The sequence below is a fragment of the Archangium gephyra genome (assembly GCF_049060025.1).
In the GTDB taxonomy this organism is placed as follows: Bacteria; Myxococcota; Myxococcia; order Myxococcales; family Myxococcaceae; genus Archangium; species Archangium gephyra_A.
On the sequence record NZ_JBMEQQ010000002.1, the window covers coordinates 5,885,308 to 5,901,879 of the forward strand.

The following is a 16,572-nucleotide window of genomic DNA, read 5'->3' on the forward strand; positions in this document are numbered from 1 at the left end:
ACCCACCTGCAAGGCCGTTCAGCGGGCCAGCCTGCCTACCCGTGGAGCAGACGAGCTGGCATACTGCGCCCCCCTGATCGCCCCCCAGACCTCCCGTGAGGCGCTCCAGGCCCGGGTTGGCGCCCAGATGCAACCGGTTGGCGCCCACGCGGAAACCTCCCGGGCGCACCCTGGCCAATATCCCAGCCGTCACCGATCGCGCGCGGGGTTGTGCGACGGAGGGGGTGACAGCCCATGCAGCGCGAGCTGGAGAACAGCATGAAAGCGACGCGTCATCAGGTCCACGGGGTGTGGCGGGGCGAGGGCAAGGCGGGCGTGGTGCTGCACATGGGGGGGGAACAGAACGCGCGGGTGACGAAGACTCTGGCCCGGCCGGCCTCGATGGCCGGGCAGCCCGAGCGCGATGGGGGCACCCGGCTGCCGGTACCCCGGCTGGCATCCTTCGCGGGGGCGAATCGGACCCGGTTGGCGGTACTGGCGGAGGCGGGGGTGACGGACGGACTGCGCGAGGTGGTCACGGGGGTGACGTGCCTCGCATCGGTCCGGCCTCTCTCACCCCGGCTGTCGGTGGCCCCCATCGTGCTCGACAGAGAGCAGGACAGCGTCCCGGGCCGTACCGCCCGCGGCGCGTGGGGCAAGCGGACCCCCAGCCACGACCCCGACATGGGCGTGGATGTGGGTGGCATCTATAGCTGGTAGGACCCCGGGACTCCGGGGTTCACGGCCTGACGACTCCTGCCCGCTGGAGGGGGAGGGCAGAGCAGTCGAGGCCGGAGTGAGGGGGATGTCTCGGCACGAACGAGACATCCCCTGTTTTTTGCCCGCTGCTGCGGCCTCAGGGGGCGCTGGCCGGAGCGCCCTGCTGCTGGTGCCAGGCGGCGAGCACCTCGCGCTCGCGCTCCGGGGGGAGGCCGGACCGCTTCTGCAGCTCCGCCTGCCGCTCCGGGGGCTGCCCGTTGAACCAGGTGAGCGTGTCGCGCGCCGTGTCCACCGTCGGGCGGAACTTCAGTCCGCGCGCCACCGCCCGGGCGTTGCTGACGGCGCTCATGCCCGCCATCTCGCCCTCGGGCGTCACCCACACGGGCATGTCCATCCAGGCCCTCACGTTGTGCTTCTCGAGGAAGGCGGCATCGGCCCAGGTGAAGGTGGCGTTGCTGTTGCTGGCCTGTTTGCAGGCCTCCAGCATGTCCTTCATGGTGAGCGGCTTGGCCGGGCCCGTGGCGTTGAAGGTGCCCAGGTCCTTGTTCTCGATGGCGAGGATGGTGAACTCGGCCAGGTCGCGCACGTCGATGAACTGCACCGGGTCCGCGCCGCTGCCAGGAGCGAGCACCTCGCCGCCCCGGGCCACGCGCACCGGCCAGTAGGTGAAGCGCTGGGTGGGGTCATCCGGGCCCACGATGAGGCCGGGGCGGATGTGGGTGGTGCGCCCGGGGAAGGCCGACTCGGCCGCCTTCTCGCAGAGCGCCTTGAGGGCGCCGTAGTGCTCGCGCACGTTCTCGTTGGCGGGGTCCTCCACGGTGGCCAGCGGCGAGTCCTCGTCCATGCCCGGCCGGGGCAGCTCCTTGTAGACGGAGATGGTGGAGATGAAGACGTAGTGGCCCACGTTGGGCGCCAGCAGCTCCGCCGAGGCGCGCACCACGCGGGGCACATAGCCGGAGGTGTCCACGACGGCGTCCCAGCTCCGGCCCTCGAGCACCTTCAGGCCCTCGCCGTTCTTGGGGTCTCTGTCCCCCTGCAGCTTCTCCACGTCCGGGAAGAGGTGGGGCCGCGTCTTGCCGCGGTTGAAGAGGGTGACGGTGTGGCCGCGCGCACGCGCCGCCTCCACGAGCTGGGGCCCGAGGAAGCCGGTGCCTCCGAGGATGAGGATGCGCTTGCCGCCCCCCTTGGGCGCGGACGCCTTCGCCAGCTCACTGCCTTCCTTCCTGGTGGAGGCACACCCCACGGCCCAGAGCGAACCGAGCGCGGCGCCTCCCTGCAACACTCCTCTGCGAGTCAGCTTCATGCGGACTACCCCCTCTTGAATGGAACGGATGAAGTCGTGCCGGGTCGCACGCGGCGGTCAGCGGGCGGCATCCGCGGTGGAAGCCAGCGCAGGAGTCCCGGTGGGAGCGGAAGGGTGCTGGTGCCGGGCGAGCCGAGAGAGCCACACGGACACCGCGAGCCACAGGGCCGCGACGGGCACGGCGACCAGCGCCAGTGCCGGAGAGCCCAGCCCCAGCTTGTCGAGGCCCGTGTACATCCAGGAGCTCACCGAGTCGCTGCCGCGGTACACCACCGTGTCGATGAAGCCCTTGGACTTGTACTTGGTCTCGAGGTCCACACTGGTGAAGAGGACCTCGCGCCCGGGCCGCTCGAAGGCGTAGTGCGAGGCGCCGCGCAGCGAGCGGAAGCCGATGAGCATGAGCATGGTGGGCACCAGGGCCAGCCCGAGGAAGCCCAGCACGGTGAGCAGCGGGGCCACCCCCAGCACCACCCCCAGCCCGAAGCGCGCCATGAGGCGGCCCGTCACCACCGTCTGCAGCGCGAGCGTCAGGGCCTGCACCCAGAACTCGATGTTGGCGAAGGCGGCGGTGCGGGCGTTGGCGCCGGAAGCCACCGCGGCCACGATGTGGGCCTGCTGGTTGTAGAGGAAGGTGGAGGTGGCGGCGTACAGGAAGATCTGCAACCCCAGGCCCAGCAACAGGGGCGAGGAGAAGATCAGCCGGAAACCGGCGAAGATGCCACCGCCCAGCGGGGCCTCGGTGACGGCCGCCCGGGGCTGCACGGCGCGGGCCCGGCGCGACAACAGCCGCACGCATTGGGCGCTGAGCTCCAGCAGCACCGCGGTGAAGAGCATCAGGTTCGTGGCCCCCAGCGGCTCGGCCAGGTGCTTGACGAGGAAGGGCCCCACCAGCATCCCCACCGTGCCGCCCGCGGCGATGAAGCCGAAGAGGCGCCGGCCCTGCTCGCTCGCGAACAGGTCCGCCATGAAACTCCAGAAGACGGAGACGACGAAGAGGTTGTAGACGCTCACCCAGACGAAGAAGGCGCGCCCCACCCACTCCCGCTCCACCACGCCCAGCTTCAGCACCACGAAGAAGCCCAGCAGGTTGAGCAGGAAGAAGCGGTAGACGAGGGGAATCACCCGCTGCCGGGGCCAGCGCGCCACCAGCGCGGAGAAGGCCGGCACCGCCACCAGCATCACCACGAACGTCGCCGTGAAGAGCCACGACACGTTCTTCACGCCCCCCGCCGTCGCCATCTCGTCCCGCAGCGGCTTGAGGATGGCGTAGCCGCACATCAGCGTGAAGAAGTAGACGAAGGAGAGCAGGACCGAGCCCGCCTCCCCCTCCTTCACGTTCACGAATCTCTTGAGCATGGGTGCTGGTGCCGTCTGGGGACGCTCGCGAAGGGCTGGTTCCCCTCCGAGCGTGCCGCCATCAACCGCGGCACCCGGGCACTATTCCCGAGGTGCCCGGGACGCACCAGCCAGGGCCCCCGGACAGGGGCCCGGACCGCTACCTGCCCACCACCTCGCGCAGCACCGCTTCCACCCTCGGCAGCGCCGCCTTGATCTCCTCCATGGATACGGCGCCCACCGACAGGCGGAACCAACCGGTGTCGTCCCTCAACCCGAAGGCCTGGAAGGGCACCAGCGCGAAGCCCGCCTTGTCCAGCAGCAGCTTGCGGATGTCGTCGTTCGTCCGCAGCCCCGCCTTGCCGAGCAGCTCGAACTGCGCCGACAGGTAGATGGCGCCCTGCGGCGCGATGGAGCGCACCGGCAGCCCCGCCGCCTTCATCGCCGTGAAGCCCTGGTGCAGCGCCACCAGCCGCTCGTCCACCCGCCGCTTCATCGTCTCCAGGAAGCCCGCCACCGCCGGCACATCATCCAGGAACCGCCCCACCGCCACCTGCTCGGCCTTGGGCGCCCACGCTCCCACGTGCCCCAGCACGTCCTTCATCCGCGAGATGATGGACGGCGGCCCCACCGCCCAGCCCACGCGCACGCCCGTGGCCGCGAACGCCTTCGAGATGCCATCCACGAACACCGTGTACGGCGCCAGCTCCGGCACCAGCTCCAGCGGCGTCACGTGCTTCGTCTGCCCGAACGTCAGCGTCCAATAAATCTGGTCGTACATGACGATGAGCGGCTTGCGCCCCTGCGCCTCGCGCTTGCGGTTCTCCTCCACCACGCGCTGGCCGATGTCCTTCAGGGCCTCGGGGGAGATCATCGTGCCCGTGGGGTTGAGCGGGCTGCACAGGCAGAGCAGCCGGGCCTCGGACAGGTGCGGGGCCAGTTGCTCCACCGTGGGCATGAAGCCGTGCTCGGGGCTCGTCACCACCTCCACGGCCTTCGCCCCCACCATGTACGAGTAGTGGTTGTTGTTCCACGAGGGCACCGGGTAGATGACCGTCTCGCCCGCATCCACCACCGCGCGGAAGATGGCGTAGATGACCGGCCGCGCGCCCCCGGCGATGAGCACGCTCTCCAGCGGATACTTCAGGCCCAGCGCGCGCTCATAGAAGCGCACCACCGCCTGCCGCAACGCCAGCACACCGTCCGAGGGCGGGTAGTTCGTCTCGCCCGCCTTCAGCGCCGCGGAGATGGCGTCCCCCAGCGAAGCGGGAATGGGGAACTCGCGAGGGCTGAAGTCCCCCACGGTGAGGTTGCACACCTGTTTCCCCTGGGTCACCAGTTCGCGGATCTCCCCCGCGATGCGGAGGATTTCGCTGCCGATCAGGCCACGCACCATCGTACCGACGGTGTCGTCCCGTCGAGGGCCAAGCAGGGAAGAGAGGTCGAGAGCCATGGGTGCTTCACTCCAGGGGGATACGCGTCCGGGGCCGCACGATATACGGTCCGTGGGATTTTCAGCGCTCCCTGGATGAACAACCCCCGGGCCCCGCCCATCCTTGCAAGGCCAAGGGACTGCCCATTACCGGGCACTCTCCTTCCCCCGGGCGCGATAGTGGCGCGGAACTCCTTTAGACACGCTGACCGGCCGCTGGGCTCCAGACCCACCCCGGGTACCCCACGAGCCCTGGCCGACGAACAGGAGACACGGATGCACACGCGCAAGACGAATCGCTGGACGGTGCTGGGAATGCTGGGAGCCGGGCTGCTGGTGCTGGCCGGCTGCGGAGGACAGTCCTATGTGGCGACCACCCAGCTCTCGGGCGCCAATGAGGTCCCCCCCGTGACGACCAACGCCAACGGGGTGGCCACCGCCACGCTCGACGGGGACAAGCTCACCGTCACCGGCACCTTCAGCGGGCTGCAGAGCAACCTTCAGGAGGTGTCCGGCACGGGAAGCGCGGCCCACGTCCACCAGGCCGCCCAGGGCACGAATGGCCCCGTCGTCTTCAGCCTCGGCGTCACCACCAGCGAGCAGCGCAACGGGAGCTACACCGGCACCAAGAACCTCTCCAAGGAGGAGCAGGAGGCCTTCAAGGGCGGGCTCTTCTACGTGAACGTCCACTCCGTCAACGCCCCGGGCGGTGAGATCCGCGGCCAGTTGATCCCCACCGAGAGCGACTGACGCCCCTCCTCCGGGCGGAGCCGGCCTCGCCGCGGTTCCGCCCGCCCCCGTCCTCCCCGCCAATCGTGCTGGCACTCGGACGCCGCTCGTGCCACATGGGGCGCCGTCCGGCCCGGACCCATGGGCCGCCAGGAGGACGAAGATGAAGGTGCTTGGACGTTGGATGCCGACGCTGGGACTCGCCGCCTGCCTCGTGGCGGCTGGATGCAAGAAGGAGGAGGCCGCGAAGCCCACCGCGCCCGCGGAGCCCGCGGCCCAGCCCACCGCGCCCGCCGCGCAGCCCGCCGGCGCGGGAACCGGGACGGACACGGGGGCCGGAGCCACGCCCCCCTCCACCCCTCCGGGCCCGCGGGCCGCGCAGCCGGAGGAGCCGAAGAACCAGGAGTGGACCGCGGGCGTCGTGGACGTCAAGCGCTCCGGCTTCGCCCCGGTGACGCTGCGCGAGGTGCGCACGGCCCGCAACGAGGGCTTCGATCGCCTCGTGCTCCAGTTCGACGGTGAGCAACTGCCCGGCTACCACATCGAGTACGTCGACAAGCCCGTCATCAAGTGCGGCTCGGGAGACCCCACGGAAGTCGCGGGCCAGGGCTGGCTGCAGGTCCGCGTCCAGCCCGCCCAGGCGCACGAGGGCGCCCAGCTCACCGTGGCCGAGCGCGAGCGCAAGCCCGGCCTGCCCCTCGTCCAGGAGCTGGAGCTGACGTGCGACTTCGAGGGCGAGGTCACCTGGGTGCTCGGCGTGAAGAGCCCCAACAAGTACCGGGTGATGGAGCTGAAGGGGCCCACCCGCATCGTGGTGGACGTGCAGCACTGAGCACGCCCCTCACCCGCGCTGCAGCTCCGCGGCCAGCCGCTCCAGGGCCGCGATGAGCTGCCCGTGCCGCGCGCGAGCCGCCTCACCGCCCGCGCGCAGCGCCAGGGCCAGCGCCCTCGGCAGGTTGAGCGCGGCGTCACTCCCGAGCTTCTCGCCGTAGTCGCGCCGGTAGCCGTTGGGGACGCGCAGACTCCAGTTCTCCTCGCTCACCGTGCCGGGCGCGTTGTACGTCTCCTTCATTCCCAGCAGGTCCGCGAAGAACACCATCACGTTCTCCGCCCGGCTGGCGAAGAGGTCCGCGAACTTCGCCTGCACCAGCAGCCCCGGCTCCTCCAACAGCCGCCGCGCGAAGTCCTCGCGCCCCTCCTCCTCCGGGTGCAGCCGCCACGCCAGGTAGTCCGCCTGGGCCCGCGCCTCGCCCTCCTGCCGCCACCGGTCCGCCAGCGCCCAGATGGGTTTCGTGTCGTGGTTGCCCACCATGATCCAATCCTGGGGCGCGGCGTTCTCGCCGCGGTACACGTCCCGCGGGTTCTTCAGGTCCGCCTTCTGCGTCACGCGGAAGCGCCCCAGCCCGTACTGCTCCAGCACCCGCTGCAACGGATGGGGCATGGTGCTCAACACCTCGCACAGCAGGTCCGACACCTTGCGCCCGTGCGCGTGCGCCGCGGCGATGATGGCATCGAAGAGGGCGCTGTAGCGACGCACCTCCTCCGGGCTCAGCTCGCGCACCCAGCCATCCGCGTAGCGCGGCACCGAGCGCTCCAGCTGCCGCGGCGCCACGAGGGCCCAGCGCGCCAGCTCCGGATGGTCCGGCAGGTCCGGCGAGGAGAACAGCCGCGCTCCGTTCTGCACCGCGCGCAGCGCGTTCAACTCTCCGGCCCGGTACACCCACGGGCACACCAGCCCGTGCGGATGGTCGATGCGAAGCCCGTCGTACTCGGACAGCATCTTGTTCACCCGCGAGCCCATGAACCACAACACCGGCCCGGGCTGCCGCACCCCGGGGTAGGGCCCCGTGGCATCCGGTGGCGCGTGGTACTGCCCCGGGTCCAACACGGGGTAGTTCCACGGCTGGCCCTCGGGGTTGGTGCGGCTGGGCGGCGCCCCCATGAGGTACGAGCTCACGAAGAGTCCCTGGTACGCCCATGCATCCCGCGGCGAGTAACCAATCTGCAGATCGCCGTACAGCTTCAGTCCCCACGCCGCCGTCCGCTCCCGCAGCGCCGCGTGCTGTGAGTGCACGAGGAACTGCCGGAAGGCGTAGGCCTCCACCTGCCCCGCGTACTTCGCCAGCAGCACCTTGCGGCGATGGGCGAACGAGGCCTCCTCCCCGGGGCGCGGGCTCCACAGCCGCCGGTCCCACTCGCTCGGCCACTCCTTCCAGTAGGGGCGGCCATGCTCCGTGCAGAGCACGTCGTAGAGCGCGTCCCGCTCCAGCCACTCGTGGTGCTCGCGCCGGAAGGTGTCGAAGTGCCCGGCGAGCCACGCGACGGCGCTGCCGGGCGCCGCCTGGGGCCGCTTGTGCCGGAAGGCGTCCCAGGCGTCCTCGAGCGCCTCGGTCTGGGCGCGGAAGGCATAGCGGTGCTTCACCCGCGCGTCCCCGCCCGGACGGGCCGAGACGAGCGACTGCAACCGCTCGGGCCGCACCAGCCCGCCCCACGTCTCCTCGTGCGTGAGCGGCGCGAGCGCCACGTTCAGCACGTTGCGCGAGAAGAGCGTCCCGTCATACGGCGAGGCGTTCTCCTCGGACGTCTGCCCCTGGGGGCCGAGCTGGATGCCGTTGAAGCCCAGCTCCCGCGCGAACTCGAGGAAGCCCATGCCCCCTTCCGAGTAGGGCGAGCCCCGGCCGGTGTCCTCGCCCGGTGCACTGGGAAAGCTCGGGTCGTGGATGCTCAGCACCAGGTTGCGCACGTTGAGCGCGGCCAGGGCCGCCGTCACGTGTCGCCGGTAGTCTTCGGGCAGGTTTCCTCGGGGCATCGGCACCTGTCGGGGGGGAGAGGCCCACCCTAGGAGATAGCGGCGAGGCGGTGAACCCCTTCCCGCCCGGCTCCCACCAGTGAACACTGGCCGGGCATGTGGATGGACGTCCCCGCGTTCCATTGGGAGCTTTCGGCCTCCCCGGGAGACTGTCTTCTTCGATCTGGAGTTCCTGATGAGCACGGCGGCCCCTCCTCCCTCGCTCCCTCCCCTACCGGCGGCCCATCCTGGCGAGGGCCTGGCGGCGGAGATGCTGGCGCGGCTCTTCGAACACGCCCGCCCACTGGTGGATGCGCTCTTCGCGCAGGTGACCGACGGCGTCACCCTGCAGGCCCAGGACTTCTCGCTGTGCTTCGCCAACCCCGCCGCGGCACGCATCCTCGGCGCCGCCTCGCCGGAGGAATTGCTGCGCAAGGGCAGCCCCGTGGTGTTCGAGCGCTACGAGGTGCTCGATGCCGCGGGCCGCCCGTTGAGCATCGGCCAGATGCCGGGCCGGCAGGTGATCTCCGGCCGGAGTGTCCCCGAGATGGTGCTGCGCTTCCGCGACAAACGCACGGGAGCGGAGCACTGGAGCCGGGTGTCCGCGGCGCCGGTGCGCGACGCGGGAGGCCAGGTGGTGTACGCCGTCAACGTCTTCCGGGAAGTCACCGAGGTGATGCGCACCCAGGAGCGGCTGAGCCTGCTGGCCGAGGCCGGTGAGCTGCTCTCCACCTCGCTCGACCTGGAGAGCACGCTGGCCGCCACCGCGCGCCTGCTGGTGCCGCGGTTGGCGGACTGGTGCGCGGTGCACCTCGCGGGCGACACCACCCCTTCGCGGCAGGTGGCCTCCATCCACATGGACCCGGCCAAGCTGGAGCTGGCGCGGCGGCTGGCCGAGCGCTACCCGACGGACTCCCAGGCGAAGAGAGGCATCAACCACGTGATGCGCACGGGCCTGCCGGAGCTCACCTCCGACATCACCGACGCGATGCTGGTGGCGGCCGCGCGGGACGAGGAGCACCTGAGCCTCCTGCGTGAGCTGGGGCTGCGCTCCATGATGGTGGTGCCCCTCAACGCCCGGGGCCGGACGCTGGGCACGCTCGCGGTGGCCACCGCCGAGTCGCTCCGGAGACTGGGGCAGGACGAGCTGCGGCTGGTGGAGGAGCTGGCCCGCCGGGCCGCGCTCGCGGTGGACAACGCCCGCCTCTACGCGGAGGCGAAGCGTGCCCAGGCCCGGCAGGAGGTGGCGCTCGAGGCCGGGCGGATGGGCGCCTGGGAATGGGACATCCAGGCCCAGCGCGTCAACTGGGCGCCCGCCCTGGAGCGCATCCACGGCATCCCCGAGGGCAGCTTCGGCGGCAGCTTCGAGGACTACCAGAGCGACATGCACCCCGAGGACCGGGAGCACGTGCTCACCAGCATCCAGCGGGTGGTGGCCGAGCTCCAACCGGAGCACCACGTGCAGTACCGCATCATCCTGCCGGACGGGCGGGTGCGCTGGGTGGAGGCGCATGGGCGGCTCACGCTGGACGAGCACGGCCGGCCCTCGCGGCTGACGGGCGTGTGCACCGACATCACCGAGCGGCTCGCCCTGGAGGAGGACGCACGGCGGCTGGTGCGTGAGCAGGCCGCGCGCGCCGAGGCCGAGCGGGCCCGCCAGCACACCGCCGAGCTGCTGGCGAGCCTGGAGAAGGCCCAGGCCGAGCTGGCCCAGCGCGCCCAGGAGCTGTCGCGCTCCAACGCGGACCTGGAGCAGTTCGCCTACGTGGCCTCGCATGACCTGCAGGAGCCGCTGCGCATGGTGGCCAGCTACGTGCAACTCCTGTCGCGGCGCTACAAGGGCAAGCTGGACGCGGACGCCGACGAGTTCATCCGCTACGCGGTGGACGGGGCCACCCGCATGCAGGCGCTCATCAATGACCTGCTGGCCTTCTCGCGCGTGGGCACGCGGGGCAAGGAGCTGGTGCCGGTGCCGCTGGAGCGCAGCATGGAGCGCGCTCTGTCACACCTGCACCTGGCCCTGAAGGAGTCCGGCGCGGAGGTGAAGGTGGAGCCGCTGCCCTGGGTGAAGGGGGACGAGTCCCAGCTCGCGCAGCTCTTGCAGAACCTGGTGGGCAACGCGGTGAAGTTCCGCGGCGAGCGGCCTCCGTGCATCCGCGTGTCCGCCACGCGCGAGGGAGACACCGTCACGGTGGCGGTGGAGGACAACGGCATCGGCATCGAGCCGCAGTACTACGAGCGCATCTTCGCCATCTTCCAGCGGCTGCACGGCAAGGAGGAGTACCCGGGCACGGGCATCGGCCTGTCCATCTGCAAGAAGATCGTCGAGCGCCACGGCGGGCGCATCTGGGTGGAGTCTACCCCGGGGCAGGGCAGCACGTTCCGCTTCACGCTCGGCACGGCCACCGCCCCCCAGGCCTGACACTCGCGGCCCGATGGCCGGTACCGCTCAGTGGAGTGGCTGGCCGAGGGCGTCGAGGATGGGGCGGCGGGCAGGGAGGGTGTGGTGCTCGTGGTCGTAGAAGCACTCGGCGCCGAGCAGGGAGATGAGCTCGCGCTCGCGGGCGAGGCCCGCTTCGGTCCCCGCGTCGGTGGGGAGCGCGTAGGGCTGCACGAGGACGAGCTCCGCTCCGAGCGGCTTGCGGCACTCGGGGGGCAGCGCATCGAGGCGCTGGCCGAACATGCGCACGAAGGGAGGCCCATAGAAGTTGCGCCAGAAGAGGCCGGCCAATCCCTCGCCATAGCCACGCACGTTGGGAGTGAGCGTCTCGCCGACCCCATCAGGAACCCACCGCCAATACTTGCGCTCGATGTCGCTTGCCAGTGCGGAAATCGCCAGGGGTGATTGGAAGAGCCGCATCACCTCGCCGACCTGTTCGACGTGGGCCACGCGCCAGGGCGCCTTCGCTGCAGATGCCGCCGAGGTCACCCAGCTGATCTCACCATGATGGGGGTCTGGCCCGGATTCACAGGGAAGAACCCAGACGAAGTCTCGATCCGTCCTCGCTGCCACACACAACTTGCCGTGCTCTTCATAGTAGCCGAGGAGCGCATCCAGCTTGCCTGGAGTCATGGCTTCAGACAGATCCGCATCCCCATACCGGGCAGGCACGAACCACTGGAATCGATTGAAGACGAGTTCGAGAAAGTCTCGCACCTCTTCGCCAGACGGCGTTCCGGGTGGGAGATGGATAGAGATGTTCAAACCGTTCCTGGACATGATGCCGTTCAGGGAGGATACCGCTTGAGGGCCGCCTTGCCCCGAGCCATGAGCGGCTGCAGCCGTTTCAGGAGGGGTCCCGTGAGATGTGTGGCGCCCTCTGGATGTTGGGCGGAGCGAATCCACAGCTCGAGATGTCCGCCGTACTTCTCCACGTAGTCGATCATGGCCTTGAGGTTGCCGGAGGGAGACAGTTCCTTTCGTGCCTTGGCCTCGACAAGGGCGTAGGGCTGACCCCATACCAACTCCGTTGGGCTGCCCTTCACGGAGTCGGCGATGAAGCCCTGCGCGCGGCTGCCTGGCGGCGGCATCATCATCGCGGTGTTGCGCTCATATTTTCCGGCCTGAAGGATGGCGTCCTCGAAGGCATTGCCCGCTGGCCGGTTCTTGAGAATGGATTCGTACATGCGCTCCCAGCCGGAGTCCGGCTGGAAGGAGAAGCGGCGGTACTTCTCCGGATGACGGAACTGGTAGTCCACCCAGCGTTGCGCCTTGTGCATGGGCGAGCCAGGCAACATCCGGCTGCCGTCCGGCAGCGTGCGGACTCCCAACAGGAGCACCTTCTGGCCCGCTCGCAGCGCACCGGCCGCCTCCCGCAGTGGTGCATCCAGCCCACGCGCCACCCGGTGGAGGAATTGCAACTCCTCCTCGGTGAAGGAGTGGCCCCGGGAGGCCGCCGCCATCAAGCGCTCTATCTCCTTCGTGTCACCCGGTGACAGGTGAGAGGCCACGCGCGAGAGCACCCGCACCTCGTCCAGACTCCGGCCGGTGAGCAGCGCCAGTTGCTCGACGCCCTCGTCACCGCTCCGAATCAGCACGGAACCGGTCATGAAGGGCACCAGCACCGACAGCGCGCACACCACCCGCTCGGGGCGGGTGAGCTGGTGGCCGGTGAGGCTCCTGCCCGTGACGGCGGCCCGCGCGTCGGCTACTTCGCCCGCGCCCGGCGTCAGGCCCACCAACAATTCCAGCACCAGCTCCTCGGGCTTGTACACCTCCGGGTCGAAGGCCTCGTTGTAGTCCAGGTGCACCGGCGCCAGCCGGCCCAGTTGCACCACGGAGGCCAGGGCCGAGCGGCTCGCCAGCAGGTAGAGCGCGACCTCGTCGGGCGTACGCTTCAGGAAGTCCGGATCCTCCGTATGGGCATACGCCCAGGCCAGCGTGGCACTGCCCAGCGCCCGCAGCGACTGCTCACGCAGGGGCGACTCGCTCAGGAGGTAGCCCGGCGCCAGGCGGCGCGGAGGCGGGACGTAGGTGGCCAACAGCTTGCGCCCCCACTCCTCGTACTCAACCAGCTTGTGCTGCACGGCCCGCCAGCGCACCTCGCGCTGCCGCTCCTCCTCCAGCAGCGTGACGTACTTCTCCAGTGGCGAAGGCGCATGCTCCAGGGCTCCCTCTGGTTGCAGCAGCAGCCACTGCTCCAGCCTCTTGAGCGCCATCCGTCCTTCTCCGCGCGCCTCCTCGGAGAAGCCTGGGGCCTTCAGCCTCTCCCCTTGATGGCGAAGGAAGACCTCATAGGGTGCCTCGGGCACGGAGGCCAAGGGTACCGGGCCGGTGGACTCCACCTCTTCCGTCCATTGCCCCTCTCCCCTCCGCAACGTCAACACCACCTCGCCCCGCTGTCCCCTCACGTACCGGGACAGCACCCACTCCATCAGGGAGCGGAAGCTCTCGGCGTCCGCCGCCTCCGCCTCGGCACCGCCGCCCTCGTGCTGACGCAAACCGAGCAACTGCAACCGCTCGCCCTCCACGCGCAGCCCCAGTGCCAGCCAGGCCCCCTTGCGCTTCAGCCCGCGTGCCGCCGTCCACGCCTGGGCGCGTACCTCCCGTGCGCCTTCCAGCGCCTCGGCCACGGATGCCAGGGGTGCCGAGCCCTGGCCCGCCTCGCGAGAGACCGAGCCCAGAGGGCTCTCCCCCGGTGGCTCCATGGCGAAGTCCAGGCGCACCGCACCGCTGCTCGTGTGGCCGCGGCACGCGGCCACCGTCACCAGCAGCACACCCGCGAGGACAAGGGCAATCCTCATGAGGAACGACGCGGAGGAGGCGGAGTCCTCTCAGGCAGCACGTTCACCTGAGCCGCGTCAGGCGAGCTGCTGCTCACGGCTGCGCACGTTCCACGACTCGCGCAGCGTCTCGGGGATGCGGAAGGGCGGACGCTCGTTGCCCCGGCTCACCCACACGATTCCCTCCAGCAACTTGCGCCCGAACAGCTCGCTGAGCTTCGCGTTCACCACGTTCGCCTCGTCGCCCTCGTCCATCACCCAGCCCAGGACCTGCAGCGGCTTGATCAGCGCGCGCGTCCAGTCCGCCGGCGGCACGGCGATCAGATCCGCCGTCTCGTCGCTGATCAAATGGCGGATGAGCGTGCTGCACAGCCCATCGAAGATGTTGCCGGGGATGATGTGCTCGACCTGCTCGATGAGCGCCTGCGTCATCGCCTTGCCCGCGTCGCTGGTGCGGAACACACGCCCGAAGATGATGTCCGCCAGCCGGCAGCCCTCCTCGTACGTCTCCGGCAGCAGCCGCTCGTCCACGCCCATCAGGTACCCCACCACCCGCCACGCGTGGTAGTAGGCCTGCTCCTCACGCGGCGAGAGCGTGTAGCCCAGCTTCGCCAGCGCACGAATCGTCACCACCGAGAACGTCACCAGCGTGCCGGCCATGTCCTCCTGGTTGATGGGCTGGCCCCACGTGCCGTCCCACCGGCCGCTCTGCCGGATGAGGTAGCGCACCGCGGCGTGCATCAGCCGCACCTTCTGCGCGTCCTTCAGACCCCAGCCGTCCGGCTCCAGGCCTCCCGGCGACATCACGTCCACCACCATCTGCGCCGTCTCGACGATGCGCCGCTTGGTGTCCGTCTGCAGCCGCGCCGTCAGGTGCAGCACCTGCACGCCCTCGGCTCCCGCGTAACACGTGGGCAGCGAGGCGCACACCAGCGCCACCACCGACAACGAGCCGCACCGGCTGAACACCGCCTGCCCCTCGCGGATGAGCTCCGGGTCCGCCCACGAGGGCAGCTTCGCGCTCTGCTCGAAGTAGCCGCGCAGCGGCACCGGAAGCTGCTCGGCCGTCACCGACTCGTGGGCCACGAGCTGCTTCATCAGCTCATTGGCGGAGCCCACCAGCCCCTGCGTGAAGAGGCTCTGCACCGCCTCGTCCGCCGGCAGGTCACACACCTCGCGCATGGAATCCAGGAACTCGTTCGTCCAGCGCACGTCCGTCATGGGAAACACCCCCGAAATGGCTTCGCCCTTCGCCTCCACGCGACGGGCGGGGCGCCAGTCTGGCACAGCCTCGGGACTGTTCGAAAAAGGATGCTCGCCCGCCTGCTCAGTGCACGGGAGGCTCGGGGGCCCGCTCCCGCTCCGCCCTGGGCGAGGGCCGGGGCAGGGTGAAGGAGAAGGTGCTGCCCTGCCCCTGCTCGCTCTCCACCTCCAGGGCACCGCCGTGGGCCATCACGAGGCCCCGGCTGATGGTGAGGCCCAGCCCCGTGCCCTTCTTTCCCGTTCCTTCTACCTGCCAGAAGGGCTCGAAGAGGTGGGGCAGCGCGTCGGCGGGGATGCCCGGGCCGGTGTCTTTCACCGAGAAGCGCACCACGTCCTCCCCGGGCACCACCTCCACCGTCACCATTCCCGCCTCGGGGGTGAACTTCAGGGCATTGCCCACCAGGTTGGACAGCACCTGGAAGAACCGGTCCCGGTCGCACTCCACCCAGCAGCGCTCCCGGGGCAGGTGCGCGCGCAACTCCACCCGCTTCTCGATGGCCAGGGGCTCGAGCAGCACCAGTCCGTCGCGCACCAGCTCGTCCACCCCGTAGCGTCCCAGGTCCAGCTTGAGCTGGCCGGCCTGGATGCTGGCCATGTCGAGCAGATCCTTGATGAGCCGGTCCATCCGCTCCACCGAGCGCTCGATGGTGTGGGTATGCTTGCGCAGCCGCTCGCCCTCCTCACCCGGAGGGAGGAGCCGCCGCATCAACTGGGTGCTCAGCGCGATGGAGCCCAGCGGGTTCTTCAGGTCATGGCTCACGATGGCCAACACGTCCTCGCGGGTGCGGACCGCGCGCTGGGCTTCCCGCTCGGCGGCCTCGGCCCGTGAGCGCTCGCGTTGCTGGGAGGCGGCCTCGGCGCGTGCGGCCTGCTCCCGGACCTCGAACCGCACCCGCTCCTCCTCGGCGCGCTGCCGCCGGGCCTCCACCCGGTCCAGCGCGAAAGCGGCCCCCCACACCAGCGCGGTGAAGGCGATGACGTTGCCCGCGGCGATGAGCGCCAGCGCGAAGGGCAGCGCGTAGGCCCCGGCCCGGTAGCCCAGGAGCGCCAGCCCTCCCAGGAGGATGGGCAGGACGAATGCCGGCGGCAGCAACCAGCGCGCGAGCACCCCGCCGAGACCCGAGTGGGTGACCACCTTCATGAAGCCGCGATCCGGACGGGCGAGGAAGACGCCGCTGGAAAGCAGCAGGCAGCACATCGTGGTGTGCACCGCCATCTGCGCGTAGCGGCTGAGGCCGGGGAACTCCTCCTGCCCATAGAGGTAACCCACGAAGCCCACCAGCGCGATGATGGCGGTGAGCGCGGCCAGGTACTGCGAGGGCCAGCCGACGAGCCGCGTCTTCACCTCGATGAACAGGAGCGACACCCCGAGCAGGATGAAGCAGACGGCCGTGTTGGGGGCCATGCGCCCCGGGTAGCCGAGCTCCCGGCTCCGGACGGGGTCCTCCACGAGGAGCTGATCGAGACCGAGCTCCACGCCGAAGAGGTACTGGGCGAACGTCAGGCCACCGATGAGGGCGACGAGCCCCGCGCCCACCTGCGCGCCCCGCCGCACGAGGGCGTGTTCGCTGGGGTGTCCCACCAGCACCAGCGTGGCGCCGGAGAGAAAGAAGCACAGGGCCGTGTTGGCCTTCATCGTGGGCAGGCCCGGGCGCAGTCCCTTGAGGGAATCGATGCCGGCCAGCCACGCGATGAAGACGAGCAGGCCCACCGCGAGGACGAGGCTCCCCTGGATGACGGAGAGCCTCCGCAAGTCCCGGCACAACCGCGTATGGACCGTGACCTTGGCCAACCCAGTCC

The 16,572-nt window shown here is 70.1% G+C and carries 12 protein-coding genes; 4 read left to right on the forward strand and 8 right to left on the reverse strand.

Annotation, left to right across the window (positions count from 1 at the left end; genetic code table 11):
* The first annotated feature begins 258 nt into the window (after nucleotides 1–258).
* Nucleotides 259–699, forward strand: a complete 441-nt coding sequence (locus ACN28I_RS25460; RefSeq protein ID WP_420944537.1) for a hypothetical protein — start codon at nucleotides 259–261, stop codon at nucleotides 697–699.
* A gap of 136 nt (nucleotides 700–835) precedes the next feature.
* Here the strand turns inward: ACN28I_RS25460 and ACN28I_RS25465 are convergent, their stop codons facing one another.
* The 3 genes from ACN28I_RS25465 to ACN28I_RS25475 form a co-directional block, all read right to left on the reverse strand.
* The gene (locus tag ACN28I_RS25465) at nucleotides 836–2,002 is read right to left on the reverse strand and encodes an SDR family oxidoreductase (RefSeq protein ID WP_420944538.1); all 1,167 of its coding nucleotides are present in this window, start codon (nucleotides 2,000–2,002) and stop codon (nucleotides 836–838) included.
* Between the two features lie 57 nt (nucleotides 2,003–2,059).
* Nucleotides 2,060–3,358 (reverse strand): NTP/NDP exchange transporter, encoded by a 1,299-nt coding sequence (locus ACN28I_RS25470; protein WP_420944539.1) that lies wholly within the window; start codon nucleotides 3,356–3,358, stop codon nucleotides 2,060–2,062.
* A 139-nt stretch (nucleotides 3,359–3,497) separates the two neighbouring features.
* Nucleotides 3,498–4,790, reverse strand: a complete 1,293-nt coding sequence (locus tag ACN28I_RS25475) for a pyridoxal phosphate-dependent aminotransferase (RefSeq protein WP_420944540.1) — start codon at nucleotides 4,788–4,790, stop codon at nucleotides 3,498–3,500.
* A 255-nt stretch (nucleotides 4,791–5,045) separates the two neighbouring features.
* On the opposite strand from ACN28I_RS25475, the gene ACN28I_RS25480 reads away from it, so the two are divergent.
* Nucleotides 5,046–5,519, forward strand: a complete 474-nt coding sequence (locus ACN28I_RS25480; protein WP_420944541.1) for a CHRD domain-containing protein — start codon at nucleotides 5,046–5,048, stop codon at nucleotides 5,517–5,519.
* A gap of 142 nt (nucleotides 5,520–5,661) precedes the next feature.
* The gene (locus ACN28I_RS25485; RefSeq protein WP_420944542.1) at nucleotides 5,662–6,330 is read left to right on the forward strand and encodes an AMIN-like domain-containing (lipo)protein; all 669 of its coding nucleotides are present in this window, start codon (nucleotides 5,662–5,664) and stop codon (nucleotides 6,328–6,330) included.
* 9 nt (nucleotides 6,331–6,339) lie between these two features.
* Here the strand turns inward: ACN28I_RS25485 and ACN28I_RS25490 are convergent, their stop codons facing one another.
* Complete coding sequence (locus tag ACN28I_RS25490; RefSeq protein WP_420944543.1) at nucleotides 6,340–8,307, reverse strand: 4-alpha-glucanotransferase; 1,968 nt, start codon at nucleotides 8,305–8,307, stop codon at nucleotides 6,340–6,342.
* A 175-nt stretch (nucleotides 8,308–8,482) separates the two neighbouring features.
* Between ACN28I_RS25490 and ACN28I_RS25495 the strand changes: the two genes are divergently transcribed.
* Entirely contained in the window at nucleotides 8,483–10,708 is a 2,226-nt protein-coding gene (locus ACN28I_RS25495; RefSeq protein WP_420944544.1) for an ATP-binding protein, read from the forward strand.
* 27 nt (nucleotides 10,709–10,735) lie between these two features.
* On the opposite strand, the gene ACN28I_RS25500 is transcribed toward ACN28I_RS25495, so the two are convergent.
* From ACN28I_RS25500 to ACN28I_RS25515, 4 genes are all read right to left on the reverse strand, one after another.
* The gene (locus ACN28I_RS25500; RefSeq protein WP_420944545.1) at nucleotides 10,736–11,176 is read right to left on the reverse strand and encodes a hypothetical protein; all 441 of its coding nucleotides are present in this window, start codon (nucleotides 11,174–11,176) and stop codon (nucleotides 10,736–10,738) included.
* 338 nt (nucleotides 11,177–11,514) lie between these two features.
* On the reverse strand, nucleotides 11,515–13,530 hold the full coding sequence (locus ACN28I_RS25505) for a hypothetical protein (protein ID WP_420944546.1): 2,016 nt from the start codon (nucleotides 13,528–13,530) through the stop codon (nucleotides 11,515–11,517).
* 57 nt (nucleotides 13,531–13,587) lie between these two features.
* Nucleotides 13,588–14,730 (reverse strand): oxygenase MpaB family protein, encoded by a 1,143-nt coding sequence (locus tag ACN28I_RS25510; protein ID WP_420944547.1) that lies wholly within the window; start codon nucleotides 14,728–14,730, stop codon nucleotides 13,588–13,590.
* A gap of 106 nt (nucleotides 14,731–14,836) precedes the next feature.
* Nucleotides 14,837–16,564: a sensor histidine kinase gene (locus ACN28I_RS25515; RefSeq protein WP_420944548.1), complete on the reverse strand. Its 1,728-nt coding sequence runs from the start codon at nucleotides 16,562–16,564 to the stop codon at nucleotides 14,837–14,839.
* Between the last annotated feature and the right edge of the window lie 8 nt (nucleotides 16,565–16,572).